The following is a 24949-nucleotide window of genomic DNA, read 5'->3' on the forward strand; positions in this document are numbered from 1 at the left end:
GTACCGGCGCCGCGCCGTACCCACACCCGCACCCGCCCCACGCCCGCCACAGGGCGCCACACGAGTCACCGGCCCGAACGTCGTCCGGCTAGTTCCTTCCGAGCACCAGGTCCTGCCACACGTCCCAACCGGTCTTGATGATCAGCACGGACACGACCGCCAGAAACACGACGCGGACGAATCCGTTTCCCTTCGCGACGGCGCTCCGGGCCCCGGTGTAGCCGCCGGCCATGTTGGCCAGGCCGAGGAGAAGGCCGAGGGCCCACAGGATCGAGCCGTGGAGACCGAAGAAGGCGAGCGCCCCGAGGTTGGTTGCCATGTTGGCGACTTTGGCCTGGGCGCTGGCCCTCAGGAAACTCTGCCCCAAGAGCGTGATCAGACCGATGATCAGGAACGATCCGGTGCCCGGCCCGAGGACTCCGTCGTAGAAGCCGATCACCAGCCCGAGAATCGTGGAGCGCAACAAGGCCGTGCGCTCGCTGGTCGTCGGCTGGTGCAATTGACCCGCGTCCGGGCGCAGCACCGTGAATGCCGCGACGGCGACCAGAGCCAGAAGAATCACCGGTTTGAACACGGCCTGGGGCAGGGACGAGGCCACGATGGCCCCGCCGAAGCTCCCGCAGAACGCGACAACGGCCATGGGCAGCGAGGGTTTCAGGGGCGTCGTCGTGCGCCGGAAGTAGGTGATCGCGCTCGTGCTCGTCCCGAAGAGGGACCCGAGTTTGTTCGTCGCGAGGGCTTGGACGGGAGTGATGCCCGGGACCATCAGCACGACGGGCAGTTGGATCAGTCCGCCCCCGCCGACGACGGCGTCAACCCACCCCGCCAGGAAACCGCCGAGCAGCACCAGGACCAGGACCCCGGGGTCCAACGATTCGATTCCGGCCATTATGCGGCGGCGTCACGGCACCGGGCGGTCATGATCCCATCTCTCGGGTGAGCTCCTCGACCACCGAAGAGATCCCGACCTCGCGGGATTCACCGCTCGCGCGGTCCTTGATCTCCACGGTGCCGTCCTTGTAGCCACGACCCACGACGAGCACGGTCGGGACGCCGAGAAGCTCGGCATCACCGAATTTGACCCCGGGTGAGGTCTTGGGACGGTCGTCGAAGATCACCTCGAATCCTGCGGACTCGAGCTGGCCGACAATGCTCTCGGCGCCTTCCAGGATCTCCTCGCCCTTGCCGGCCGCCACCACGTGGACATCTGCCGGAGCGAGGTTCCTCGGCCAGATCAGGCCGCGTTCGTCGTGGTTGGACTCCGCAATCGCGGCGAGCGCCCGTGTGACGCCGACCCCGTAGGAGCCCATCGTGACGGTCACGAGCTTTCCATTCGAGTCGAGAACTTTCAGGCCCAGGGCATCGGCATATTTGCGTCCGAGGGCGAAGATGTGGCCCATTTCGATTCCGCGGGCGGTCTTCAACGGGCCGGAGCCGTCCGGGGCCGGATCGCCCGCGCGGACCTCGCACGCCTCCACCACGCCGTCCCAGGAGAAGTCCCGCCCGGCCACGAGGTCGAAGACGTGACGGCCCTGCAGGTTCGCGCCCGTGATCCACGAGGATCCGGCGACGACGCGGGGGTCCACGAAGTACGGGATTCCCGTGGTCGAATCGGCGCCAAGGGTCTGGGCATCCAGGCTGAGACCCGGCCCGATGTACCCCTTGACGAGCATCGGGTAGCTGCGCAGGTCGGCGTCGTCGGCCTGGTTGACCTCGATCTCACCACCGACCTCCAGCGCGTCGGCGAGGCTTACCTCGAGACGTTTGAGGTCGACCGAGCGGTCCCCCGGAATACCGACGGCGACCATCTGCTTCTCGCCGGTCGGCAGCACCACGGTGACCAACAGGTTCTTGAGGGTGTCGCCTGCAGTCCAGGGCGCGCTCTCCCTCGGGTGCAGGGCGTTGGCCTGTGCCACGAGGGTATCGATCGTCGGGGAATCCGGTGTCTCCTCGACGTGGGCAGTCGGCAGTCCCTCCGCGTCCATCGGGTCGGGAGCCACGGTCGTGACGGCCTCGACATTGGCCGCGTACCCACCGTCGGAGCGGACGAAAGTGTCCTCGCCGATCGGGGTCGGGTGGAGGAATTCCTCCGAGCGGGATCCGCCCATGGCTCCGGACTGGGCCTGGACGATCACGGTCTCGAGCCCCAGGCGTGAGAAGATCCGCTGGTACGCGGCACGGTGCGCCTGGTAGGCATCCTCGAGCCCGGCCTCGTCCACGGTGAAGGAGTAGGAATCCTTCATGATGAATTCGCGGCCGCGCAGGAGACCTGCACGCGGGCGGGCTTCGTCCCTGTACTTGGTCTGGATCTGGTACAAGGTGACCGGAAGATCCTTGTACGAGGAATACATGTCCTTGACCAGGAGCGTGAACATTTCCTCATGGGTCGGCGCCAGAAGGTAGTCGGCGTCCTTGCGGTCCTTGAGCCGGAAGAGGTTGTCGCCGTATTCGGTCCACCGATTCGACGTCTCGTAGGGCTCCCTCGGGAGCAGAGCCGGGAAGTGGACCTCCTGGGCGCCGATCGCGTCCATTTCCTCGCGCACGATCGTCTCGACCTTGTTCAGCACCCGGAGCCCCAGGGGAAGCCAGGAGTAGATTCCGGGTGCCGCCCTGCGAATGTACCCGGCGCGCACCAAGAGTTTGTGACTGTCCACGTCCGCGTCGACGGGATTCTCACGCAGGGTGCGAAGGAAGAGCGAGGAAAGGCGAATGGCCAACTATGGTGTCCGTTTCTCTGGAGTGCCGATTGTCTTCGACAAGTCTAAAGGAGCCGACCGCCTGGTACATACCGGATCGGCCCTTCTCCCCCGTCACATCAGGATCGTGGAAAAGGTGCCGATCCGTTCGAAGCCGACGGCCCGGTAGAGGGCCCGGGCAGGGCCGTTGTAGTCATTGACGTAGAGGCTGATGCGCGGAAATCGGGGGGCGATGAGTTCGCAGGCCTGAGCGAGGAACGCTTCGGAGAGACCTCGTCCCCGAAGACGCGGGGCCAACCACACGCCTTGCAACTGGCACATGTCCCCCGCGGTCAGCCCCAGGTCCGTTTTGAAGATCACGTTCCCCTCCGGGTCCGTGGCCAGCACGCTGCGTCCCGTCCTGGCCGAATCGAGGACTCGTTCCGTATACCCCTGCGGATTGCGCTCCATCGGCGAGTACCCGACTTCCTCCGTGAACATCGACACGCTCGCGGGCAGAAGAGCATCCAGGTCCTCGGCCACGGCCCACCGCACGGGCGAGAGACCACGCGCGGTCTCACGCTGCGCCGCGCGACGGGCCGCCTCGGGATCGGCCAGACTCATGAAGGGCTGGTCGGGGCGCACGTCGAAAGGCAAGGGCATGCTTCCGCGAATTCTCTCCCACAGGGGCATGACCATGTCGGCCGGCCCGAAGACGGACGCCGGCTGTTTGCGGGTCCGCAGGACATAGTCCGCGACTCGGGGAAAATGCTGCCGTTCCAGGTGAATCGGAACCAGATTCGCCCCCAGCCAGAAGGCTCCGGCCAGCACCGGGAGACCGGCCTCCGCGCCACGTTCGGCGGGTTCGAAGACGCCGACAAAAGGCGAGGCCGAATGCATCCTGGTCAGGAACGATGGTCGGGGCAGACCAATGCGTTCGTAGTGTTCCAGGGGAAACAGATTCGCCAGGGGGCTGCGACCGATCAGGGAGAGGAGGTCGGCGTCGTCATCCACGGTCAGTGGACGCACGGTGGGGCCCGAGATGCGTTCGCCTCGCTGTGCCAAGAATTTCACGACGTCACTGCTTCCGGGGTCAGAAGATTTTCACCGGGTCGAAAATGTCCGCGGCGATCAGCAGAACCGACATTCCCATGAAGGCCACGGCCACGACGTACGTCAGGGGCAACAAGCGAATGGGGTCGAAATGTCCGGGGTCCGCTCTTCTTCTCAACCTGGCCCAGAGCCTGCGTATTCCCTCCCACAGTGCGCCCGCGGCGTGTCCGCCGTCGAGCGGAAGCAACGGGATCAGGTTGAACACGAAGAGGCTGAAGTTCAGGGTGCCCAGGACGGACACGATGTACCCGGCTTTGGCAGAGGTCGGGATGTCCTGGGTCGATGCCACCTCGCCGGCGACTCGGCCCACGCCGACCACCGACATCGGAGAATCGGCGGGACGCTCCTTCTGCGTGAAGAGGGCGACGCCGACGTCCCACACACGCACGGGGAGCTTGATGATCACTCCTCCGATCTGGCCGAAGGTCTGCCCGATGACCGGCGGGATGTCCCCCACCGTTCCATCCCGCAATTCCTGTTCCGGCCCGATGCCGACGAACCCGACGTCCTCCGTTTTGGGCGTGCCGTCGGCCTTCGTCTCCGGGACGCCGGCAGCGTTGGTGACCGGACGCTGCGTGATCATCGGAGTCATGCTCAATTGCACGTGCCTGCCGTCCCGATCGACGACGACCGGCACCTCCTGGTCACCGTGCTCGCGAATCAACCGGGTCAACTGGTCCCAGGATTCGATGTCCTGGTCGGCGAAGCGGATGATCCGGTCGCCAGGCTTCACCCCTGCATCGTGGGCCGGGGCCGCGGGGTCATCGGGTCCGCAATCGGTTCGCTGGGTGTCCCGACCCGCCTGGACCTTCTGGATGCATTCGTTGACCGATTCCACCTTGGTCGTCGGCTCGTTGGTGCCGAAGGAGAGCACCACGATGCTCAGGCACACGACGCCGATCAGAAGGTTCATCAACGGCCCGCCCAGCATGATGACGATCCGCTTCCAGATCGGCAACTGGTAGAACTGCCGGTTCTCGTCACCTGGTTGCAGGCGTTCGGCCTCCATGCTGCGGGTCTCCGCCGCCATCTGCTGGACGAGTCCCGTGGAGTCGCTCGTGATCTTGCGACCGTCCTTGTCCGGCGGGTACATCCCGATCATCGAGATGTATCCACCGAGCGGTACGGCCTTGACCCCGTACTCGGTCTCCCCCTTGCGCCGGGAGAACAGGGTCTTTCCGAATCCGATCATGTACTGGGTCACGCGCACGTTGAACAGCTTGGCCGGAATCAGGTGCCCCACCTCGTGCAGCGCGATGGATACAGCAATGCCCACCGCCATGACGAGCACACCGACCACAAACATCAGCCACGAGCCGCCCAGGACTTGAGAAAGATCCACACAGTCTCCCGTTCATTTCTTGTGCGGACCGGTCATCGCCCGCGAGCTCGATTCTACGAGCACCCGGAACGTTCCCGGTCGCTCCGCGCCGTGCCGTGCGCGAGTCCAGGCCCGGACGGCGCGCCCTCAGGCCGGATGAACCACCGCATCGGCAATGATTCGTGCGGTACGAGCGATTCCGGCCGATTGCACCCGCCCCTGGAAGGCGCGCGCCGTCGTCGTCACGGTGCCCTTGGGCTGACTGATCAGCAGGTCGCCGTCCGACGTCGGGACGGCAAATTCATCGAGCAGGGTGCCTCCGAGCGCCGATGCCCCGCCGATCGCGACGGCCGCCGTCACGGGGATGGCATGGTGAAACACCCCCAGGGACGTCGTCCGCACCCCTACCTCGTGCGACCCCTCGGCGTGGTTCAGGCAGGAGACCTTGGGTATCGCCGCGCTCGCGGGCAACCCCATCCGCCGTCCCGCTTCCTTCCGCAGGACTTCGAGGCGATCCAGAACTTCGGTCCGGGCGTTGAGCTCCTCGGGCGTGGCCCCGGCGGGCAGTCCGACGTCCTCGGCCCGAACGAGGACCAAGGGGTTCGTGATATCGACGAGGCTCGCCTCGAGTCCTGCCTCCGGAAGAAAGGACACGGGTCCGCACGGCAGGGCAGCTCCGGTCTGCTCTCCGCCGGGCGCTTCGAATCGCATATCAATACGGGGTCCGTCGGCGAGCACCCCGGGCATCGAGAAGTCGCCGGACCGGGGCAGGACTCCCCCGGAGAGCTCGTGCTCGAGCTCGTAGACCGACCGGGTATTCATGTTCCACACCCGAACCGAGCAACGTTCGCCCACGCCACGGACCAGGCCACGGGACAAGGCGTAAGCGCTCGCGGCCGCGCTCAGGTTCCCGCAGTTGCCGCTCAGATCCACGTTGGGCCTCCGGGGATCGACCTGGGCGAACAGGGTCACCAGGTCGACGTCGTCCGGGCACCCCTCCGCTCCGGGCAGGCCGATGATGCCTTCCGGCACGTCCACGGCCATGATCTTGCTGTTCGACGACGCTCCGCCGCCCAGACCGTCGACGGCCAAAGGGTCGGGGCTGCCGATGAGCGCCACGCACAGCGCGTCCCTCGCCGAAGGTTCCCGGGGCAGATCGCGGATTCTGAGGAATACGCCGCGGCTGGTCCCACCGCGGACGCTGGATACGGGCAATGCGTCGGTCGTCATGGTGACCACTCTCTCAGAGGCCCAGTGCCAGCGGTATGACGGCGAGGATCCCGGGCACGACGATCGTCATGCCCAGCGAGGTCGCGAGGAACATCCTGAAGACGTCGTTCTGCTTGTCCTGTTGCGCGTTGGCGACCACGAGTGTTCCGGCGATGTGGATCGGGTTCATCACCATGAGACCGGAAGGCACCGCAACCGCCGCCACGATCCAAAAGATATGCGGGGAATCCGCGAAGAAACCGAAGACCAGGGGCATGGTCAGGCTCAGCACGCCCAGGGCGGAGGACTCCACATTGCACAGGACCGCGGTCAGGTAGGCCAGGACCAGGAGGAGAATCGCCCCCGAGGCCACGCCGCTCATCGAGTTCTGGATCGAGTCGATGGTTCCCACGGATTCCAGGAGACCGAGATACGTCAGCAGGCCACCGATCAGCAGTGTCGCTCCCCACGGGACGCGCCCCAGCATCTCCTTCTGCTCCGGGTGGAAAATCAGCTGCAACACGGCGGTGACCGCCATGGCGGTGAGCCCGACGTCGAACCCGAAGGCGATCACGCAGACCACGAACAGGACCAGACCGATGATCGATGCCACCGCGTAGGCAGTGTTGATCGATTCGGAGCTGGAGCCGGCGCCTTCCTCGACCTGTGAGGCGCGTGGTTCGACGAGTGCCTTGCCTCGCTTGGCCAGGTTCCGGAAGAGCACCTGGAGGGCCGCGAGCGCGACGGCGGTGACCACGACGGCCACGAGCCACAGGCCCCAGCCCGAGTAGGAGACGCCGGCCTTGCTCGCCAGGTGCTGGAGGGTGGCTCCTGTGGGGTTCAGGGGCGACATCCCCAAGCCGATGGCCCCCATGATCACGCCCAAGGCGTTGATCAAGTACGTACCGGGGTAGGTCACGGAGACGAATGCGATGATCGGAACCAGGATTGCTACCGGCCCCGTGCTGAAGATTCCGACGGTCGAGAGGAATCCGCCGAGCAGGAAGCCGACCCATGGAATCAGGCCGTGGCGCGGCCCAACCAGTGTGAAGACTCCGTTGATGATCCATCGGATCGCCCCGCTGAGCTCCAGATGGCTGAACATCAGGGAAACGCCGATGATCAGCACCACCAGATCGGCGGGGAAGCTCTTGTACACCTCGTCCGCGGAGGCTCCGGAGACGATGAGCAGCACGAAAGTCGCGCACAGGGAGAGAATCCCGATGTTGATCTTTTTCCACACGGCCCCGATCAGGACCAGGATGAGCAGGACCAGGGAAACGGTCTGGGGCAGAGTCAAGAATCTCTCCAAAGTCAGCGTCGAAGAAGGTGAGGGCCGTTCGGGACCGTTCGCCCGCACCAGGGAAGAGTTCAGTCGGTTCGACGCCCGAAGGCGGATGCCGGACTCCTCGTGGGGAACGATGGGTGGCGAGGCCCAAGTCACCGTATCAGCAGAGACACTTCGCCTCGGAATGCATTAAGTTGCGATCCCCGGTCCTCGGCGGGGACCGAGCATGCGGAGCATACCGCTCCCCGTCCGCCCTCGAGGCGGCTTGTTCGGCATGCGAACGAGCGTTGGGCGATCTCACCCATCAGATGTGAGCTGGAACAAACGTCGAAAGGAGAATTATGTCGGACCGGTCGGTGGACGTCGCCATCATAGGAGCAGGCCCTGCCGGCCTCATGCTCGCCCACCTGTTGCGCCGCGAGGGGTTGTCCACGGTCACTGTCGATTCTCGGGGCGAGGAAGAAATCCATCGGACGCACCGGGCAGGGATTCTGGAACACGCGTCCGTCGAGATGCTCGCCCACGAAGACCTCGGGTCACGGGTGCTGTCCGAAGGACACCGGCACGACGGCATCGATCTGCGTTTCGACGGAGAGTCCCATCGGGTCGACTTCCGCGAACTGGTCGGCGAATCGGTCTGGTTGTATCCGCAGAACGAGGTCTTCCACGATCTGGCCTCGGCCGCACACCATCACACCATGGACGTCCGGTACGAAGTCTCCGAGGCTCACCCCCTGGACATCGACTCCGAGAATCCTGGGATACGTTTCGTGGAATCGGACGGGTCCAGCCGAGTGGTCCGTGCCCGGTACGTCGTGGGCGCCGACGGGTCACGATCCGTGTGCCGCAACGCCATTCCGGAGCATCGGCGCACGCATTCGTCGACCACCTACCCCTTTGCCTGGTTCGGGATCCTGGCCACCGCCGCCCCGAGCGCCCCTGAGCTCATCTACGCCCGGTCCCCTCGCGGCTTCGCACTCATCTCACAGCGCAGCGCGGACGTACAGCGCATGTATTTCCAGTGCGACCCGGACACCGACCCTGATGCATGGAGCGACGAGGACATTTGGAACGAACTCCAAAAACGCATCGACGGTCCGGATCACCTGGAACTGAAAACCGGGCCCATCTTCGAGAAGACCGTGCTCAAGTTCCGGTCCTTCGTGTGCGATCCCATGAGATACGAGCGGTTGGTCCTGGCCGGTGACGCCGCGCACACGGTTCCGCCCACGGGTGCCAAGGGCCTCAACCTGGCGCTCGCGGATGTTCGGGTTCTCGCCCCGGCCCTGGCCTCGGCGGTCCGAGGCAACAGCGCTTTGCTGGACGAGTACTCCTCGACCGCCCTCTCACGGGTCTGGAAGGCGCAGAACTTCTCCTACTGGATGACCGGGATGCTGCACCAGGACCCTGAGGAGAGCACCTTCGCCTCCGCGAGACACCGAGGAGAGCTGCGATCCGTGGTCGATTCCGTGCACGGTCAGGCTTTCCTCGCCGAGCAGTACACGGGGTGGCCGGACATCCCGACCACATCCGGCTGACCTATCCGAGGTCGGCCAGTGTCCGGGAATAGCCGTAATCGGTCTCGGCGTCCTTGGCCAGTTGCCAATAGGACAGCTTGGACGCTCCCTGCTCGACGGCATAGCTCTGGAGCTCCCTGGCGTTCTCCTGGGTGAAGTCCTGCTGGTTGGCGCTCTCGCCCATACTGAAGGTCACTCCGAGTCCCGGACGTTGCTCGCCGTACAGCTCCGCCAGCTGCGCGTTGGTCCCGTCGATGGCGTATTTCCCGGAACGGACGGTGTCCTGCTCCTTGCCGAAGTCCATCGTCATGATGTTCACGGTGTTGACAGACACGCCCTTGGTCGCCGCATCGGACAGCACGCCCTGGGCGTCCGGGCCCAATCCTCTCGGCTCGACAGGGAAGGTGTAATCGACCGTGACTCCGGGCCGTTCCTGCTGGAGCTGGGCCAGTGCCTGGTTGCGGCGCTGGTTGGCGGCGTCGTCCTTCTGGGCACCTTGCTCGAGGTCGAAGTCGAGGTGCGTGACACCGTAGGTGTCCACGACCTGCCTGTAGGCATCGGTGATGCGGCCGACGTCGTCGCACGTGTGGGCCAAGAGGTTGTCCCGGTTGCCTGCTCCACCGAAGGAGATCGTGGCCGCGCCACCGGCCTGCTGGTACTGCGCGATCTGTTCCTGGAGATACCCCGGCCCCTGCCCGGCGGCCGCGTCCCACTGGAGCTCGCAGCTTCCGGGTCGCGCGTTGAGGAATGCCAGGGTCGCCGCGGAGACGCCGGTGGCGGCCTGGTTTTCCTGCAACGTGTGGACGTTGGACTGGCTGACGTTGAGGTACGGCGAGATCTCGTGTGAGGCCGGGGCCGCCTCCGATGCTTGGGCCGCCGGACCTGCGAGGCCCAGAACGCTGGTGCCCAGGAGCCCGGAGACGATGACCGTGCGGGAGAGCTTCATGGTGATCCTTTCGACAGTCGGCGATACCGACGGTACCGGAGACACCTCGCCCAATCCTGGTGCGGCCTAGCCGACGATGCCGAATTTCTTGAGTCGCTGCCGATCCGCGGCCGTGGCGGACATCTGCAGTTCCAGCAACTCGGAATAGATGCCGCCCGAGGTCGCGAGCTCGCTCGGCGTGCCGACTTCCCTGATCCGCCCGTTCTCGAGCGTCACGATGCGGTCGACGGCCGAGATCGTCGACAATCGGTGCGCAATGATCAGGCTGGTTCTCCCGATCATCAACCGGTCCAGCGCCTCCTGCACCACGCGTTCGGACCGGGTGTCCAGCGCGCTGGTGGCCTCGTCGAGAATCAGGATCGGTGCGTCCTTGAGAATTGCGCGGGCGACCGCAATCCTCTGCTTCTGTCCGCCCGAGAGCTTGAGGCCGCGTTCGCCGATCAGGGAATCGTAGCCGTCGGCAAACTGCTGGACGAAGACATCGGCGTTGGCCTGCTTCGCGGCCTCCACGATCTCCTCCCGCGTGGCCTGGGGCCTCGCATAGGCGATGTTCTCGGCAATGGTTCCGGAGAACAAGGAAGCATCCTGGAACACCATGCCCATGGCCTCGCGCATTTGCCCCAGGGTCGAGGTCGAGGTGTCGAATCCCGCGACCGTCACCCGGCCTTCGGTGGGGATGTACAGGCCCTGGAGGAGGGACATCAGGGTGGATTTCCCGCCCCCGGACTCGCCCACGAAGGCCACTTTCTCGCCCCGGGAGACGGCCAGATTGATGTCCTGGAGAACGGCCTGCTCGCCGTCGTAGGCGAAGGCAACGTCTTCGAAAGTGATGACCGGGTCGGGAAGGCTCTCCGACGAATTCGACATCGGGGCCCGCTCCTCGCGGCCGTCGGGCGAGACTCGGTCGATCGTGCCGGTCACCGTCGGGGCAACCACGGAGCCCGAGCGCGGATCGTCCGGCAGGCTCATGACCTCGAAATATTCGCGGGATCCGGCGATCGCGCGCTGCGCCGAGTCGATGATCCACGAGAGCATCGCGACAGGCTGGGAAGCCATCGCCATCAGCTGGATCATCAGCACCATGTCGCCGAGGGAGAAATCGCCTTCGAGGGTCTTCCAGAAGATCAGCAGGTACATCAGGAAGAACACGATGTTCAGCGCCGACCTGCGGAAGTTGTCCATGCGGTGCCAATGCCGCGACTGGTCCTTGGTCAGTGACACGGTGTCCGTGAAATGCCGGGTGAAGGCCGCGAGTTCCCTGGCCTGCGTACCGAAGGACTTGACCACCCTCAGCTGCGAGATCACTTCGTTGAATCGTCCGCCCGCCAGGTCGATGTGCTCGTTCTTGTCGCGTTCCCAAACCTGCCACTTCCGGCTGGTCAGGCCGGTGAGCCACAAATAGGTCGGGTAGATCACGAGCAGCAGGAGGGCCAACGGCCAGTAGTAGACGAACATGATGATGAGCACCGCGATCGTCGTGATGATGGTCGAGAAGAAGTTGTTCGACATCGACTTGATGAAGAACGTGACTTCCGCGATCGACCTGTTGAGGCGGGAGACCACGGACCCGGTCAGCTGGGTGTCGAAGTAGCTCTGCGGCAGGCTCAACAATTTGTGGAAGTACCGGGTCGACAGAAGGGACCGCATGCGTTGCCCCATGATGTCGCCCAGGTATCCGCCGTAATTCGAGATGAACGTGCTGAACAACTGCATGACCAGGTACAGCCCGGCGAACGTGAAAATGATGCGGACGGTCGACTCGCCGTGCCCGTTGAGAGCCGCGACGACGGCGTCGGTCGCGAACTTCAGCACGAAGGGTGTGGCGAGCGACCCGACCGCCGTGAGCACCGAACAGATCAGGATGCCGAGGTAGAAGGGCCAGAGCGAGCCGGTGGCCCTCATGATGCGAGCAATGCTGCGCATAGACTTCTCCTTCCAGAGCACGGCGCCGCGGTGTCGGAAGGGTCACGGCGGTCGTCGGACGATGTGATCAGCGTCCGCGGTCGTCGACCGCCGGGGCGCAATCAGCGCAATGCTTGAGTGAGTTGGATGGCTCGTTCCAGGAACGCGTCCACCTGGGCCTCGTCGTAGGCGTGTTTGGTGGTCGCGGGCCTGAACGAGGCGCTGCGGATTTTGGCCGGCGAGACGTCGTCTGAGTTGCGGAAGTAGTCCAGCAACTCCCTGCACAAACGGTCCACGTCGCCCACGAAGTACCCTTCGGTGCGGCGCCTGGCGGGGCGTCGGAACCGTTCACCATCGGGTCGCTTGAGCCTGCCCATCACGAGGTCCGCCAAGGCCGATGCGTGGTCGTGCCAGGCATCCTGTCCTTCGTGACGGAGGGCTTCGTTCTTCTCGACCTCGGCGAAATGGTCTTCGTAGGATTCCAGGGCCCGGTCGACATCGGCCGGCCGGTAGCCGCCCTTTTCCTGGTCGAACTCGACGCCTCGGATCTCGGCGGCGGTAATCGTCAGCTCCGGGTTGCCTGCAAGCAGGGATTCGACCTGCTGTCCGCACCGGTCGAGGATCTGTCGAACCTGCTGAGTCGAGTATCCCTTGTGCTTGCGCGGGACCCGACCTATGCGATGGGTTTCCTGCGTCGCGGTCGCGGCGTCGTTGGGTTCTCGGACCGATGAGCCGGGCATGGCTTCCTCCAGTGAATATCGGGTTGGGTCAGACCAGCAGTGCGGCGAAGATGACGTAGCCGATGGCCGCGGCGAAGACGATCGAATCCAGCCTGTCCATGACTCCGCCATGGCCGGGAAGGATATTGCTCATGTCCTTGATGCCGATTTCGCGCTTGACCATCGATTCTGCGAGGTCCCCGACCGTCGAGGCGATGACGAGCAGGACGGCGATCACCAGCCCGTTCCACCACGGCGCGTGCAGCAGGAGAACCGCGCACAGCACTCCCACCACCATGGAACCGACCATCGAGCCCGCGAACCCTTCCCAAGTCTTCTTGGGGCTGATTCTCGGGGCCATGGGGTGCTTCCCGAACAGAACGCCCGCGACGTACCCCCAGGTATCGTTGCCGATGGCCATGAGCACGATCGTGAATACCTTGGCGGCCCCATTGTCCTCACGAAAGATCAGGACCGCAAGGGCCAGCATGAACGGGACCCAGCTCATCACGAAGATCCCGCCCATGATGGACTGGAGCATTCCGTCTTTTCGCCCGAAGGCCCTCCAGAGAGTCAGCAGAACGACGGCTCCGAGGACCGACAGGATCAGGGCCTCTCCCCCGCCGTAATAGGCGGCGAAGGGAAACAGTGCGCCCGTCACCACGGCGGGCACGAGTGGGATCCGCATTCCCCTCTTGTGGTTGAGGGACCGACCGACTTCCCACGTGCCGACGGCGGCCGCGAGGGCCGCGAGGGCCACGATCACCAGCGGGACGAAGAACAGTCCGATGATGACGACCACGACCAGGCTCGCGCCGACGCCGATGGCGGCCGGCAGGTCTCTGCCGGCCTTGGACTGTTTCCTGGGCGAGGTCGAGGGGTCTGCGGGAGACGACATCAGACCTCGAGCAGCTCGGCTTCCTTGCGCTTCAGCAGGTCGTCGATCTGCTCGATGTGCTTCTTCGTGATGGCGTCGAGCTCTTTCTCGGCCCGGTTGCCCTCGTCTTCGCCGGTCTCGCCGTCCTTGACGGCCTTTTCGATCGAGGTCTTGGCCGTGCGCCGGATATTGCGGACCGAGACGCGGGCGTCCTCGGCCTTGCCCGAGACCACGCGCACGTAATCCTTGCGGCGCTCCTCCGTGAGTTCCGGCATCACCACGCGGATCACGTTGCCGTCATTGGCAGGATTCGCGCCAAGGTCGGAATCGCGCAGGGCCTTCTCGATGTCGTTGAGCGAGGTCTTGTCGAACGGGGTGATGAGGAGCGTGCGAGCGTCGGGGTTCTGGAAGGAAGCGAGCTGCTGCAAGGGGGTCGGGGTTCCGTAGTAGCTGACGAGCACGCCGGAGAACATCGACGGGTTGGCGCGGCCGGTGCGCACGGCGGCGAAGTCTTCCTTTGCGGCGTCGACGGCTTTGCCCATCTTGGTGCGGGCGTCGGACAGGGCTTCTTCGATCACTTCGATCTCCTCATTCTCTGTGCACCCGGCTGTTCCGGCCGGGCCGCTGCGGCGTCGCACCGGCCCGGGCGGACCGGTCGCGACGTCGGCGAAAGTCTCCTGAATCAGTCTAGCCACCCCGCTCGGGGCGGGGCTAACCGCCGTGCCCGGGGACTAGGCGGTCACCAGCGTGCCGATCTCCTCACCGAGGATCGCGCGTGCGACGTTGTTCTCACCCTGCATGCCGAATACGCGCATGGTCACGTTGTTGTCCTTGCACAGGCTGAACGCCGTCTGGTCCATCACGCGGATGTCGCGGTGAAGAGCTTCGCCGTACGTCAGGTGGGTCAGCATCTCGGCGTCGGGCTCGACCTTCGGATCCGCCGTGTAGACGCCGTCGACGCCGTTCTTGGCGACCAGGACCTCGTCGGCACCGATCTCGAGGGCTCGCTGCGCAGCCACGGTATCGGTCGAGAAGTACGGGAGCCCCGCTCCGGCGCCGAAGATGACCACGCGGTCCTTCTCCATGTGGCGGATGGCACGCCGAGGGATGTAGTTCTCGGCGACCTGGGCCATCTCGATGGCCGACTGCACGCGGGTGTCCACCCCGCTCTGTTCGAGGATGTCCTGGAGGGCCAGGGAGTTCATGACCGTGCCGAGCATGCCCATGTAATCGGCGCGCGAGCGGTCGAGGCCTGCCGAGGAGAGTTCAGCGCCCCGGAAGAAGTTTCCGCCGCCGACCACGATCGAGGTTTCCGCCTGCCCCACGGTCGAGGCAATCTGCTCGGCGAACTTGCGCACGACCGCGGTGTCGATGCCGACGCGGCCGCCGCCGAAAACCTCTCCCGAGAGTTTGAGCAAGACGCGACGGCGGTGAGGTGCGGCTGAGGGGGTGGTATTGACGGACATTGATCCTCCTGGGCTCCCGGCCCTGCTGGTCGTGGTTGGTCTGCGCTGTCGCAAACAGCTTACGCAAAGAGGGAGCGCCCACTCGCGGTGGACGCTCCCTCAATCACTGGGTTTGTCAGTTGCCGACGCGGAAACGCACGAACCCGGTCGCCTGGGCACCCGCCTCTTCCAGAACCTGGCCGACGGACTTCTTGGAGTCCTTGGCGAAGTCCTGGTCGACGAGGGTGTTCTCCTTGAAGAAGCCCTTCAGACGTCCCTGGACGATCTGGGGAATGATCTTCTCGGGCTTGCCCTCGGAACGGGCGGTCTCTTCGGCGATGTGACGCTCGGACTCGACCTGCTCGGCCGGGATCGCGGACTCGTCGAGGAACTTCGGTGCCATGGCGGCGATGTGGACGGCGACGTCGTGGGCGACTTCCTCCGCGTCCTTGCCATCGACGGCGAGAAGGACGCCGACCTGTGCGGGCAGGTCCTTCGAGGTCTTGTGCAGGTAGACGGCCACGTTGTCGCCCTCGAGGCGTGCGACGCGGCGAACGACGACCTTCTCGCCGAGCAGGGCGCCGGCCTCGGTGACCTGCTCCTCCACGGTCTTGCCCTTGGAGGTCGCCTTCAGGAGGTCCTCGAGGCTGCCGGCGTCCGCGCTCACGGCCGCCTCGAGAACGTCGTTGCCGAATTCGATGAACGGAGCGGACTTCGCCACGAAGTCGGTCTCCGAGTTGACCTCGACGAGGTAGCCGACGCCGTTCTCGACGCGCGCGGCGACGAGGCCTTCAGCGGTCGCGCGGCCTTCGCGCTTGGTGACGCCCTTGAGACCCTTGACGCGGATGATCTCCATGGCCTTCTGCTGGTCGCCCTCGGCCTCGTCCAAAGCCTTCTTGACGTCGAGCATGCCGGCACCGGTGCGTTCGCGCAGCGCCTTGATATCGGCTGCAGTGTAGTTCGCCATCTGAACTCCTTAGGTTTTGTGATGAGCACGTCGACGCAGGGCCGGGCCGGTGCGGCCCGGCCCTGCGGTTGCTGTGCGGTCCGATCGTGCGCGGACCGGTCAACGGGGGATTAGTTGGACGAAGCCTCGGCGGATTCCTCGGCCTCGGTCTTCTCCGGTGCCTCGGACTCCGAAGCCTTCTCGGAGGTCTCGGCGTCGGCGGCCTTCTCTGCCTTCTGAGCCTCGTGCTGCTCGAGAAGTTCCTTCTCCCACTCTGCCATGGGCTCCTCGGGGGCGTCTGCCTTGCCGGCCTGCTTGTTGTTGCGCTCGAGCAGGCCTTCGGCCACGGCGTCGGCGACCACGCGGGTCAGCAGGTTGACGGAGCGGATCGCGTCGTCGTTGCCCGGGATCGGGAAGGCGACTTCGTCCGGGTCGCAGTTGGTGTCCAGGATCGCAACGACCGGGATGCCGAGCTTCTGTGCTTCGTCGACCGCGAGGTGTTCCTTCTTGGTGTCGACGACCCACAGCAGCGACGGGGTCTTGGACAGGTTGCGGATACCGCCCAGGGTCTTCTCGAGCTTCTCGAACTCGCGACGGAGCAGCAGGAGCTCCTTCTTGGTGTACTGCGAGGCGGCGACGTCGTCGAAGTCGACCTGCTCGAGTTCCTTCATGCGCTCGATGCGCTTGGAGACCGTGGCGAAGTTGGTGAGCATGCCGCCGAGCCAACGGTGGTTGACGTACGGCATGTTGACGCGGGTTGCCTGCTCCGCGATGGCTTCCTGGGCCTGCTTCTTGGTGCCCACGAAGAGGATGGTTCCACCGTGCGCGACGGTTGCCTTGACGGCCTCGAACGCGCGGTCGATGAATTCGAGCGACTGCTGCAGATCGATGATGTAGATGCCGTTGCGCTCGGTGAAGATGAAGCGCTTCATCTTCGGGTTCCAGCGGCGGGTCTGGTGACCGAAGTGGACACCGGAATCGAGCAGCTGGCGCATAGTTACGACGGGCATGTCGTCTCCTTTGGTGCGGTACGCCCCACGTGCTTCTGGGTCACGCACCGTCCTCGTAGTTATCGGTTGTCTCGGGCGGGCACGCGCCCACCACGTTCCTGGCGATCTGCGATTCACCGCCGGGAGGTCCCGGGCGGGTCCTGAACCTGCCGTCACCGCCACCGCGCGGGTGGCGGACCGTTGGCTGGCACCGTCCTTCTTCTGCCGAAGGACGCACAGGTCACGCGAAGTCAGCGGACACAGTTCGTCCACTGCTACGGCAACTATACAGCACGCGCGAATTGTCCACCGACAAAATATCCACCGACATCAATCACACTTTTCCACTGGCCACGGCCGGACCCAGCGCACGACGCCGGCCCGACGCGCGAGCCGCGATCTACTGATGCCATGCGTTCACGTCTTGCGTTGGTTCTGACCTCGCTCCTGGTTCTGTCCGCGGCTTGGGCCGTGCCTTCCGCGGCATCCCTCCGCACCCCGTCGTGGAGCTGGCCCCTCTCCCCGAGACCAGCCGTTGTTCGCGCCTTCGCGAAGCCCGCTCAGAAATGGAAGGCGGGACACCGCGGCATCGACCTGGACTGCGCCAAGGCCCAGGAGATACGGGCACCTGCGCCCGGGACCGTATCCCACTCGGGCCGGGTCGTGGATCGCGGCGTCATCACCATCACCACGGAGGACGGATTCCGGACCAGCTTCGAGCCCGTGGTCGACCAGCTTCCGAGAGGAACACATGTCACCGCGGGCACCGTCATAGCTCGTCGTGATCCCGAGCTGAAGCACGAGGGCTGTGCGTCGTGCCTGCACTGGGGCGTCAGAGAAGGAGAGGAATACATCAACCCGCTGAGCCTGGTCGGAGCGTTGCGTCCCTCCGTCCTCCTGCCGCGGTCCCGCGACCCCGGCCCTGGCGGACGAGCGTGGTCGGGGTCCGTGGCACCGGCACGTCCCACGCTGTGAACCACGCACTGCCGCAGAGTCCGAAATCACCTAGTCTGATGGTGCAGAGCCCGACCCAGAGCCTGTGGGCTCGGAAGGAATTCATCACTCGTGACCATTCACTACGTCAGCCGCCACAAGATCGCAGTGGCCCTCGGTATGACCCCAGCCGCCATCCAACAGCGCCACAATGCAGGCACCATGCCGAAGCCCGACGCGATACTGCACGGGTCCAAGACGTCCGAGTGGTACGGCTGGAAGACCGAAACCATCGAGAAATGGGCTCCCACCATCGGTCGCGACGTCGACTGGTCACGCACGGGAAAATGAGCCCGCACTTGCGGCCTGCACATGCACGGTCCGTCGCACCGAAAAGGGTCGGGAGATGGCAAAGAGCCCGCCGCACCCGGATCGTTCCGGGACGGGCGGGCCTGGTGGTAGGGGGTGCGGGGCTTGAACCCGCGACCAAAGGATTATGAGTCCTCTGCTCTGACCAGCTGAGCTAACCCCCCGAAGGCGCGGTCTGGGTCCCGCAGAAAACGGGACAGACCGGCAATCCAGGATACCGCATCCCGGGACGACGAACGTCCATCCCCTTGTCGGCCGGGGCGTGGCCTTCGAATCACTGGCCTTCTGAGCCGCTGTACGAACCGTCGTACATGGACTCGAAAACGTCCCAGGTCTTGTCGACGTCGTGCTTCTTGACCATGGTGTGGCTGACCTCGCCCATGCGACGTCGTTCTTCGGGCGACGCAGAGAGGACGCGCGCCAATTTCTCCCCGAGGTCCTGCTCGTTGCCCGGCTCGAAGAGGTATCCGTTCTCTCCGGCCCTGACAAGATGCGGCAGGGCGAGGGCATCGGCGAGGACCACGGGCTTCGAGGCCGACATGGCCTCGAGCGTCACGAGCGACTGCAACTCGGCGGTTCCCGGCTGGCAGAAGACATCGGCCCGGAGGTATCCGGCACGAAGCTCGGCGTCGGAGACGAACCCGAGGAAGTGCACCCGGTCTTCGACCCCGGCGTCGCGGGCGACCGCCCTGAGATCGTCCTCGATCTCGCCGCTGCCGGCGAGCTCCAGATGAGCGTCGAGTTCCTCCGGCAACAGCGCCAGGGCCTTGATCAGCACGTCGATGTTCTTCTCGACCGCCAGGCGACCGGCGAAGAAGATCACCGGGTGGTCGTGCTTGTCGACCTCCTCCCCCGGACCCAGTTCGTAGGCCGCCGAGTCGATGCCGTTGGACACGGGGATGACGGGCGTCGCAAACCCGTGATTGTGCATCGCCTTCGCGCCGATCGGAGTCGGCGTCGTGACGTGATCGGCCCGACCGAGCACCCGCTCCATGTCCATCCAGGAGCACTTCGCGATGACGTCCAGCGCGAGCTTCGGGAACGGGAGGAAAGGGTTCAGGTTTTCCGGCATGAAGTGGTTCGTGGCTACCAACCGGATGCCCCGACGCTTGCACTCCCAGGACAGCATGCGACCGATGATGTAGTGGCACTGGATGTGCACGACGTCGGGCTTGATTTCCTCGAGCAACCGGCCGACCCTCCACTGCATCTCCCAGGGGAAGCAGAACCGGAAGTACGGGTGTGTCGGCGGGTGGTGGGAACGCAGCCGATGCTCGGTGATGCCATCGATCTCGATGTCGTACGAAGGACCGCTGGTGGTCCGTGCCGCAAGCACGTGCACGTCGTGACCGCGATCCCGCATGCCCTCCGCCAACCGATGCCCGAATTGTGCGGCACCATTGATGTCCGGCGGATAGGTGTCCGCGCCGATGAGGATCTTCAAGGGTCTGGTAGTCATAGCTCGGTCGCGTTCCGTCGTCTGCTCGGTGGGTCGTGGCGTCCACGCGGTCCCCCACAGTCTACCGACCGAGGACGAGCTGTCCCTCGTCATCGGGTGAGGCGTATTTCATGGTTCACCCCGGTCTTCGCCGGGGAACACACGAAGACGCCCGCCCACCGGATGGTGAGCGGGCGTCTTCTTCGGCCCGAGGCCGGTGACTCGTCAGCCGGGTCAGTTCTTCTTGAACAGGCGGCCGAGGAACACGAAGAACGCTCCGACCGAAACGGCGAATGCGGCCAACGGCTTCCACCGGGCCTTGATGTTCTCCGGGTCGGACACGTTGGCGGTGAAGTTCGAGGCCGCCGACTTCGCCCGGTCCGGAGCCGACTGGGCGTCGGACTTGGACTTGTCCACGAGCCCCGAGGCGGAGGACTGGACGGAGGAGAACTGGTTCCCGAAGTCGTCCCGGAGGGACTTCAGGTGGTCGCGGCGGGCCTTGGTCCGCTGCTCCAGCTGGTCCTGAGTGGGCTGCGCATTCTCCGGCGCCTGACCCGACTTCTCCTGGTTCTTCTTCTCTTCCTTGGCCTTCTGCTTCTCGTCGGCCTTGGCCTCCTGCTTCTCCTGCATCTCACGGCGCACGCGGCTGGAGGTGTAGGACGAGCCTTCCTTGGCAACCCCGAGGTCGTAGAGGAAGCCGAAGATCGCGGATTCCGGCTTGAGCGGAAGCTGCTTCTTGATCTTCAGCAGGCCAATGAGCGCGAAAATTGCCAGCAGGACAATGAACAAGGCGGCGAAAAGCAGGGCCGAGAGCCACAGCGGCATCACGGTCGCGAGACCGGCAATGGCCGCGCCGATCAGAGCAATGGTCGCGAAGAGCAGGAACACGAGGCCGACCACGACGAAGGCAGCGCCCACGCCGAGCTTGACGCCCTTGTCCTTCATCTCCAGCTTGGCGATCTGGATTTCGTCCTTGATCTGCTTGGGGCCCAAGCGGGAGGCCACCTTGCCGATACCCAGGACCTGGCTGGCCCCAGCCTTCAGAGAGCTGACGCCTCCCCGGTAGGAGCGGGGCTTCTGCTGGTCAGTGGTCTCTCCGTTGTCGATGGAGTGAGACATCAAGCCTCCCTAGTCAATGTCATTGAATTTCACAGCCAAACCTATCATTTCTGGGGCGTCATAGAGAGTTGTGCCACGTGAGAACGCACTTCTGAGTTTTTTGTTCTTCCAGGGAACCTACTGACGAATCGAATACGTCGAACTGTTTCAGATCCGTACCATGTGCCGATCCACGCCGTTGCCGTCGCGTGAGCCGCGAAACGGCGCCCTCGCCCACCCGCCGGTGCGCAAGAGCGCGGCATCGGCCGAGCTCGTCGCGCGGGGTCCGGTGTCTGCAGAATCCTTCGAGCAAGAAGAGGAAACGGTACGAATTTCGATTGCGTCACTCGCCGAAAGAATCCCCGGGTGCGACGACGGCGTCACGATCTGCGCCGTGAATCCCACTTTTTGTTGCCCATTGTTCGAGTCGAGCCCCAGGGCACCTCTCACCTCTGCTGACGTCGAGGGGTTCAGGCGGCGGAGCAGTTGGGGCATTCGTCGTCCGCGATCACTTCCCGGTACGACGTCGAGAAGGCGGGGCTTGTTGATTATCCGGCGGCGCTGGACTGGGGTGTGTCGATTTGAATCCGTGACCAAACCGTGACTCTGGCTGTTTCTGGGCATGAAAAAAGCCGGGATACCTGGCCGTTTGGCCTGGTATCCCGGCGGTTTTGTGGCTCCCCCGACTGGATTCGAACCAGTAACCCTTCGATTAACAGTCGAATGCTCTGCCGTTGAGCTACGGGGGACCGCTACTGACGTTCTTCAACGCTCGCAACAGCACTAAACTCTACAGGCTTCGCTGACACGACGCAAAACGGGCCCTCGGTGACGATGGTCACCGCACCTCCGAGAGTTGGCGCCGCTTGGACTCGAGGTCGAGAATCTCTCGCTGGATGCTCCGGAACCGATCCGCCTCGACCACGGAGTCGACTCGTTCGAGCTCGCGCACCTTGTCGCGTTGGCGCACGCTGAGCTCCTGGGCGAGGAGCCTGTTCAAGATCGAGACGGCGTGGTTCTCGACCTGCCGCTGCGTGGTCGCAGGCAACGGGGCCACGGTCAGCTCGGCCAGCAGTGAGTGCGCGGCCTCGTGGGTGTGGTTTCTGATCCCGTTGACCCAGCGTCCCCCGGGGACGGCGTCGATCTCGTCATGAGCAGCGAGGACGCCTCGAAGAATCTCGTGGTGCACCCGGTATCTCACTCGGATCGACGGCAACGCCTCCCACTGCGACCGCTCGACCAGATCCGGGACCTGGACCAGGACTTCGAGTGCCTGGCGTTCTCGGCGGGCGGCGGCGTCGTTGGTGTAGTCCGGCAGCTCGACCTGGGGTTTGGGTTGGTCTTCCGGGTCGGCCGACGCCGCCTGGACTTCTTCGCGGCGTCGTTCGACCGGCTGACGGGCCGCCTCACGCACGGCGCCGTCGAGTTCCTCCAGGTCGACGCCGATCCATCGTGCGACCTCGCGCTGGTACGCATGGCGCAGACCCGAGTCCCTGATCGAGGCCACCATCGGAGCGACAACCCTCATGGCGCGAATGCGACCCTCGATGCTCTCCAGGTCGAAGTCCCTCAGCGTGACCCGGATCGCGAATTCGAAGAGCGGCCGCTTGGCCTTGAGGAGGTCCCGCACCGCTTTGTCGCCGCGCTTGAGACGCAGGTCGCAGGGGTCCATTCCCTCCGGTGCCACGCACACGTACGTCTGCGCGCTGAACCGTTGGTCCTCCTGGAAAGCGTGGAGGGCCGCCTTCTGCCCAGCTTCGTCACCATCGAAGGTGAAGACCACTTCCCCGCCGGAGCCGTCGTCACCGAGCAGGCGCCGAACGATTTTGATGTGCTCGGTCCCGAACGCGGTGCCGCAGGTGGCCACCGCCGTCTCGATCCCGGCCAGGTGTGCCGCCATCACGTCGGTGTACCCCTCGACGACGACGATCTGCTTGCCCTGCGCGATCTTCCTCTTCGCGAGGTCGATCCCGTAGAGCACCTGGGACTTCTTGTAGAGCTGGGTCTCAGGGGTATTCAGGTACTTCGGCCCTTTGTCATCGTCGAAGAGCTTGCGGGCGCCGAACCCGATCGTCTCGCCGGTGAGGTTCCGAATCGGCCAGATCAGCCGCCCCCTGAAACGGTCGTACAGGCCGCGCTGTCCCTCGGAGAACATCCCCGTGGCCTTGAGTTCCTCATCCGTGAACCCGCGGTCCCGCAGGTGTTTGAGCAGGGTGGACCAGCCTTGGGGCGCATACCCGACGCCGAACTTCCGGGCGGCGTCGCCGTCGAACCCGCGGCCGCCCAGAAAGTTCTGGGCCGTCGAAGCCTGCCGCGTGTACAGGGCCTTCTCGAAGAATTCTTGCGCGATCTTGTGCGCGTCGATGAGCCGCTGCCGGCGCCCCTTCTCCTCCTTGGACGGGCCGCTGCCCTGTTCGTAATGGAGTTCGTATCCGACGCGGGCCGCCAGTCGCTCCACGGTCTCCGAGAAGGACGTGTGGTCCATCTCCATGACGAAAGAGATCACGTCCCCGGATTCACCGCACCCGAAACAGTGGTACGTGCCCATTTGGGGTCGAACGTGGAAGGACGGCGTGCGTTCGTCATGGAAGGGGCAGAGACCCTTGTAGGACCCGATGCCGGCGGACTTGAGCGTGACGTAGCCTTCGACGACCTCCCGGATGTCCGTGCGGGAGCGCACCTCGTCAATGTCCTCGCGTCGAATCAAACCAGCCACGTGGGCCAGTTTATCCGCCCTGACAAATCCGGGCCGACCCGGACTGACGAATGTGGACGACTCACCACAGGGGCTTGTCCCCGACCCTCCAGTTGAGGCCCGTGATGCGGTCGTGCAGGCGCACAGCAGAGGAATCCGTGAGCGATGCGACCTGATCCACCACGAGACGCAGGCGCGCGGCGTCGTCGTGACGATCGGTCTCCCGCCAGTCTGCGGCGAACACGGGATCGAGGAAGATCCCGTCGGTGTCGAGGAGAGCCTGGACCAGGACGGCGAGCATCTCGCGCTGATTGTCGTACAGCGGCTCCTGATCCCGCACCGCCATCACGTAGGCGGTCGCGATGCCCTTCATGACGGCGATCTCGGTGATGGTGTCCCGAGGAATCCTCAGCCTGGCCGCATAACGGGTCAGGTTCCCTTCGCCGTATTCCGCCCGCGTTGCCGCGATCGCCTCGCCGGCGAAACGGCCGATCAACCGGCTCGTCAACGCCTTCAGAGCCGCCATGGAGGCACGGGTACCGGTCATGTGAGGCAACCACTCGTCGAGTTTCTGGAGGCGCGACAGGGCGTCGTCGAGTTCCTGCGGGTCCGTGTCCGGCATGTACCAGCGCTGGGTCCACGTCAGGACCCGTTCACGATCCCCCGCGCGGTCCATCCACCCCAGCTGCACATGCCCTCCGAAGACGGCGTCCTCGACATCGTGGACCGAGTAGGAGATGTCGTCGGCGAGATCCATGACCTGTGCCTCCAGGCACTTCCGTCCTTCCGGGGCGCCCTCCCGGAACCAGTCGAAGACCGGAAGATCGTCCTCGTAGACGCCGAATTTTCGGCTCCTGGTGCCGTTGCGGACCGGGGCGTCCTCCTTGGCCCACGGATACTTGCAGGCCGCGTCGAGTGAAGCCCTCGTGAGGTTCAGCCCCGCGGATCGTCCGTCGGGCATGATGACCTTGGGTTCGAGCCGGGTCAGGAGCCTGAGCGTCTGGGCGTTGCCCTCGAACCCGCCCGCATCGGCCGCAATCGCATCGAGGGCGGCTTCGCCGTTGTGGCCGAAGGGCGGGTGACCGAGGTCGTGGGCCAGGCAGGCCGCGTCGACGACGTCGGGGTCGCACCCGATCATCCGGCCCACCTCCCGACCGACTTGTGCGACCTCGAGCGAGTGGGTCAGGCGAGTCCGGATGAAGTCGTCCGAGCTCGGAGAGACGACCTGAGTCTTGAATCCCAGCCGGCGGAGGGCAGAGGAATGCAGAACCCGGGCCCGATCGCGCTCGAACTGGCTGCGGTAGAGATTCTTGTGATGCTCCGGAAACCAACGGTCAGCATCCCGGGGCGAATAACCGGGCTGACGGGGTTCGGTCGGAGAAGTCATGTGGGGGTTCGCCTTTGTCGGGGAAACGAGTCGTACCCAGGCTACCGCGCCATGGCGCGGGAGACGGCGAAAGAAGCAGGCG

At 64.8% G+C, this 24949-nt stretch carries 21 protein-coding genes and 2 tRNA genes; 3 read left to right on the forward strand and 20 right to left on the reverse strand.

Annotation, left to right across the window (positions count from 1 at the left end; all coding sequences use genetic code 11):
• Positions 1 to 88: 88 nt before the first annotated feature.
• The 6 genes from EWU68_RS08575 to EWU68_RS08600 form a co-directional block, all read right to left on the reverse strand.
• Positions 89 to 892, reverse strand: coding sequence for a sulfite exporter TauE/SafE family protein (locus tag EWU68_RS08575; RefSeq protein WP_129315721.1), 804 nt, complete (start codon positions 890 to 892; stop codon positions 89 to 91).
• A 25-nt stretch (positions 893 to 917) separates the two neighbouring features.
• The gene (locus EWU68_RS08580; RefSeq protein ID WP_129315722.1) at positions 918 to 2717 is read right to left on the reverse strand and encodes a proline--tRNA ligase; all 1800 of its coding nucleotides are present in this window, start codon (positions 2715 to 2717) and stop codon (positions 918 to 920) included.
• Between the two features lie 93 nt (positions 2718 to 2810).
• Positions 2811 to 3749 carry a GNAT family N-acetyltransferase gene (locus EWU68_RS08585; RefSeq protein ID WP_129315723.1) on the reverse strand — a complete coding sequence of 313 codons (939 nt, stop codon included), beginning with the start codon at positions 3747 to 3749 and terminating at the stop codon, positions 2811 to 2813.
• A 19-nt stretch (positions 3750 to 3768) separates the two neighbouring features.
• A complete protein-coding gene (locus tag EWU68_RS08590; protein ID WP_129315772.1) occupies positions 3769 to 5094 on the reverse strand; it encodes a M50 family metallopeptidase in 1326 nt (441 codons plus the stop codon).
• Positions 5095 to 5256: 162 nt separating this feature from the next.
• On the reverse strand, positions 5257 to 6339 hold the full coding sequence (locus tag EWU68_RS08595) for a PrpF domain-containing protein (protein WP_129315724.1): 1083 nt from the start codon (positions 6337 to 6339) through the stop codon (positions 5257 to 5259).
• A gap of 13 nt (positions 6340 to 6352) precedes the next feature.
• Complete coding sequence (locus EWU68_RS08600) at positions 6353 to 7618, reverse strand: SLC13 family permease (RefSeq protein ID WP_162421431.1); 1266 nt, start codon at positions 7616 to 7618, stop codon at positions 6353 to 6355.
• A 329-nt stretch (positions 7619 to 7947) separates the two neighbouring features.
• On the opposite strand from EWU68_RS08600, the gene EWU68_RS08605 reads away from it, so the two are divergent.
• On the forward strand, positions 7948 to 9144 hold the full coding sequence (locus EWU68_RS08605) for a 4-hydroxybenzoate 3-monooxygenase (RefSeq protein WP_129315726.1): 1197 nt from the start codon (positions 7948 to 7950) through the stop codon (positions 9142 to 9144).
• A 1-nt stretch (position 9145) separates the two neighbouring features.
• On the opposite strand, the gene EWU68_RS08610 is transcribed toward EWU68_RS08605, so the two are convergent.
• The 8 genes from EWU68_RS08610 to rpsB form a co-directional block, all read right to left on the reverse strand.
• Positions 9146 to 10069 carry a glycoside hydrolase family 18 protein gene (locus tag EWU68_RS08610; RefSeq protein WP_129315727.1) on the reverse strand — a complete coding sequence of 308 codons (924 nt, stop codon included), beginning with the start codon at positions 10067 to 10069 and terminating at the stop codon, positions 9146 to 9148.
• 66 nt (positions 10070 to 10135) lie between these two features.
• Positions 10136 to 11992, reverse strand: coding sequence for an ABC transporter ATP-binding protein (locus tag EWU68_RS08615; RefSeq protein ID WP_129315728.1), 1857 nt, complete (start codon positions 11990 to 11992; stop codon positions 10136 to 10138).
• A gap of 101 nt (positions 11993 to 12093) precedes the next feature.
• Positions 12094 to 12711 (reverse strand): DivIVA domain-containing protein, encoded by a 618-nt coding sequence (locus EWU68_RS08620; protein ID WP_162421429.1) that lies wholly within the window; start codon positions 12709 to 12711, stop codon positions 12094 to 12096.
• A 28-nt stretch (positions 12712 to 12739) separates the two neighbouring features.
• Positions 12740 to 13588 carry a phosphatidate cytidylyltransferase gene (locus tag EWU68_RS08625; RefSeq protein ID WP_129315730.1) on the reverse strand — a complete coding sequence of 283 codons (849 nt, stop codon included), beginning with the start codon at positions 13586 to 13588 and terminating at the stop codon, positions 12740 to 12742.
• Positions 13588 to 14145 (reverse strand): ribosome recycling factor, encoded by a 558-nt coding sequence (gene frr / locus EWU68_RS08630; RefSeq protein WP_129315731.1) that lies wholly within the window; start codon positions 14143 to 14145, stop codon positions 13588 to 13590. The genes EWU68_RS08625 and frr overlap by 1 nt, the downstream gene beginning before the upstream one ends.
• A 153-nt stretch (positions 14146 to 14298) precedes the next feature.
• On the reverse strand, positions 14299 to 15033 hold the full coding sequence (gene pyrH, locus EWU68_RS08635; protein ID WP_129315732.1) for a UMP kinase: 735 nt from the start codon (positions 15031 to 15033) through the stop codon (positions 14299 to 14301).
• Between the two features lie 115 nt (positions 15034 to 15148).
• A complete protein-coding gene (tsf, locus tag EWU68_RS08640) occupies positions 15149 to 15979 on the reverse strand; it encodes a translation elongation factor Ts (RefSeq protein ID WP_129315733.1) in 831 nt (276 codons plus the stop codon).
• A gap of 110 nt (positions 15980 to 16089) precedes the next feature.
• Positions 16090 to 16968 carry a 30S ribosomal protein S2 gene (gene rpsB / locus EWU68_RS08645; protein WP_129315734.1) on the reverse strand — a complete coding sequence of 293 codons (879 nt, stop codon included), beginning with the start codon at positions 16966 to 16968 and terminating at the stop codon, positions 16090 to 16092.
• A gap of 390 nt (positions 16969 to 17358) precedes the next feature.
• On the opposite strand from rpsB, the gene EWU68_RS08650 reads away from it, so the two are divergent.
• A complete protein-coding gene (locus tag EWU68_RS08650) occupies positions 17359 to 17922 on the forward strand; it encodes a M23 family metallopeptidase (protein ID WP_129315735.1) in 564 nt (187 codons plus the stop codon).
• Between the two features lie 90 nt (positions 17923 to 18012).
• Entirely contained in the window at positions 18013 to 18231 is a 219-nt protein-coding gene (locus EWU68_RS08655) for a hypothetical protein (RefSeq protein WP_129315736.1), read from the forward strand.
• 105 nt (positions 18232 to 18336) lie between these two features.
• On the opposite strand, the gene EWU68_RS08660 is transcribed toward EWU68_RS08655, so the two are convergent.
• The 6 genes from EWU68_RS08660 to EWU68_RS08685 form a co-directional block, all read right to left on the reverse strand.
• Positions 18337 to 18413, reverse strand: a tRNA-Ile gene (locus EWU68_RS08660).
• Positions 18414 to 18523: 110 nt separating this feature from the next.
• A complete protein-coding gene (locus tag EWU68_RS08665) occupies positions 18524 to 19708 on the reverse strand; it encodes a glycosyltransferase (RefSeq protein ID WP_129315737.1) in 1185 nt (394 codons plus the stop codon).
• A gap of 213 nt (positions 19709 to 19921) precedes the next feature.
• On the reverse strand, positions 19922 to 20806 hold the full coding sequence (locus EWU68_RS08670) for a phage holin family protein (protein WP_129315738.1): 885 nt from the start codon (positions 20804 to 20806) through the stop codon (positions 19922 to 19924).
• A 653-nt stretch (positions 20807 to 21459) separates the two neighbouring features.
• Positions 21460 to 21534, reverse strand: a tRNA-Asn gene (locus tag EWU68_RS08675).
• A gap of 89 nt (positions 21535 to 21623) precedes the next feature.
• Entirely contained in the window at positions 21624 to 23501 is a 1878-nt protein-coding gene (gene dnaG, locus EWU68_RS08680) for a DNA primase (protein ID WP_129315739.1), read from the reverse strand.
• 61 nt (positions 23502 to 23562) lie between these two features.
• A complete protein-coding gene (locus EWU68_RS08685) occupies positions 23563 to 24867 on the reverse strand; it encodes a deoxyguanosinetriphosphate triphosphohydrolase (protein WP_129315740.1) in 1305 nt (434 codons plus the stop codon).
• Positions 24868 to 24949 lie beyond the last annotated feature (82 nt).

This window comes from Rothia koreensis, assembly GCF_004136575.1.
GTDB lineage: Bacteria > Actinomycetota > Actinomycetes > Actinomycetales > Micrococcaceae > Rothia > Rothia koreensis.

Bases quoted from the DNA above. Each gene is read 5' to 3' on its own strand.
- EWU68_RS08590 (WP_129315772.1), bottom strand. From the start codon at position 5,094: ATGTTTGTGGTCGGTGTGCTCGTCATGGCGGTGGGCATTGCTGTATCC.
- EWU68_RS08595 (WP_129315724.1), bottom strand. From the start codon at position 6,339: ATGACGACCGACGCATTGCCCGTATCCAGCGTCCGCGGTGGGACCAGC.
- EWU68_RS08605 (WP_129315726.1), top strand. From the start codon at position 7,948: ATGTCGGACCGGTCGGTGGACGTCGCCATCATAGGAGCAGGCCCTGCC.
- EWU68_RS08610 (WP_129315727.1), bottom strand. From the start codon at position 10,069: ATGAAGCTCTCCCGCACGGTCATCGTCTCCGGGCTCCTGGGCACCAGC.
- EWU68_RS08615 (WP_129315728.1), bottom strand. From the start codon at position 11,992: ATGCGCAGCATTGCTCGCATCATGAGGGCCACCGGCTCGCTCTGGCCC.
- EWU68_RS08620 (WP_162421429.1), bottom strand. From the start codon at position 12,711: ATGCCCGGCTCATCGGTCCGAGAACCCAACGACGCCGCGACCGCGACG.
- EWU68_RS08625 (WP_129315730.1), bottom strand. From the start codon at position 13,588: ATGTCGTCTCCCGCAGACCCCTCGACCTCGCCCAGGAAACAGTCCAAG.
- pyrH (WP_129315732.1), bottom strand. From the start codon at position 15,033: ATGTCCGTCAATACCACCCCCTCAGCCGCACCTCACCGCCGTCGCGTC.
- tsf (WP_129315733.1), bottom strand. From the start codon at position 15,979: ATGGCGAACTACACTGCAGCCGATATCAAGGCGCTGCGCGAACGCACC.
- rpsB (WP_129315734.1), bottom strand. From the start codon at position 16,968: ATGCCCGTCGTAACTATGCGCCAGCTGCTCGATTCCGGTGTCCACTTC.
- EWU68_RS08650 (WP_129315735.1), top strand. From the start codon at position 17,359: ATGCGTTCACGTCTTGCGTTGGTTCTGACCTCGCTCCTGGTTCTGTCC.
- EWU68_RS08665 (WP_129315737.1), bottom strand. From the start codon at position 19,708: ATGACTACCAGACCCTTGAAGATCCTCATCGGCGCGGACACCTATCCG.
- EWU68_RS08670 (WP_129315738.1), bottom strand. From the start codon at position 20,806: ATGTCTCACTCCATCGACAACGGAGAGACCACTGACCAGCAGAAGCCC.
- EWU68_RS08685 (WP_129315740.1), bottom strand. From the start codon at position 24,867: ATGACTTCTCCGACCGAACCCCGTCAGCCCGGTTATTCGCCCCGGGAT.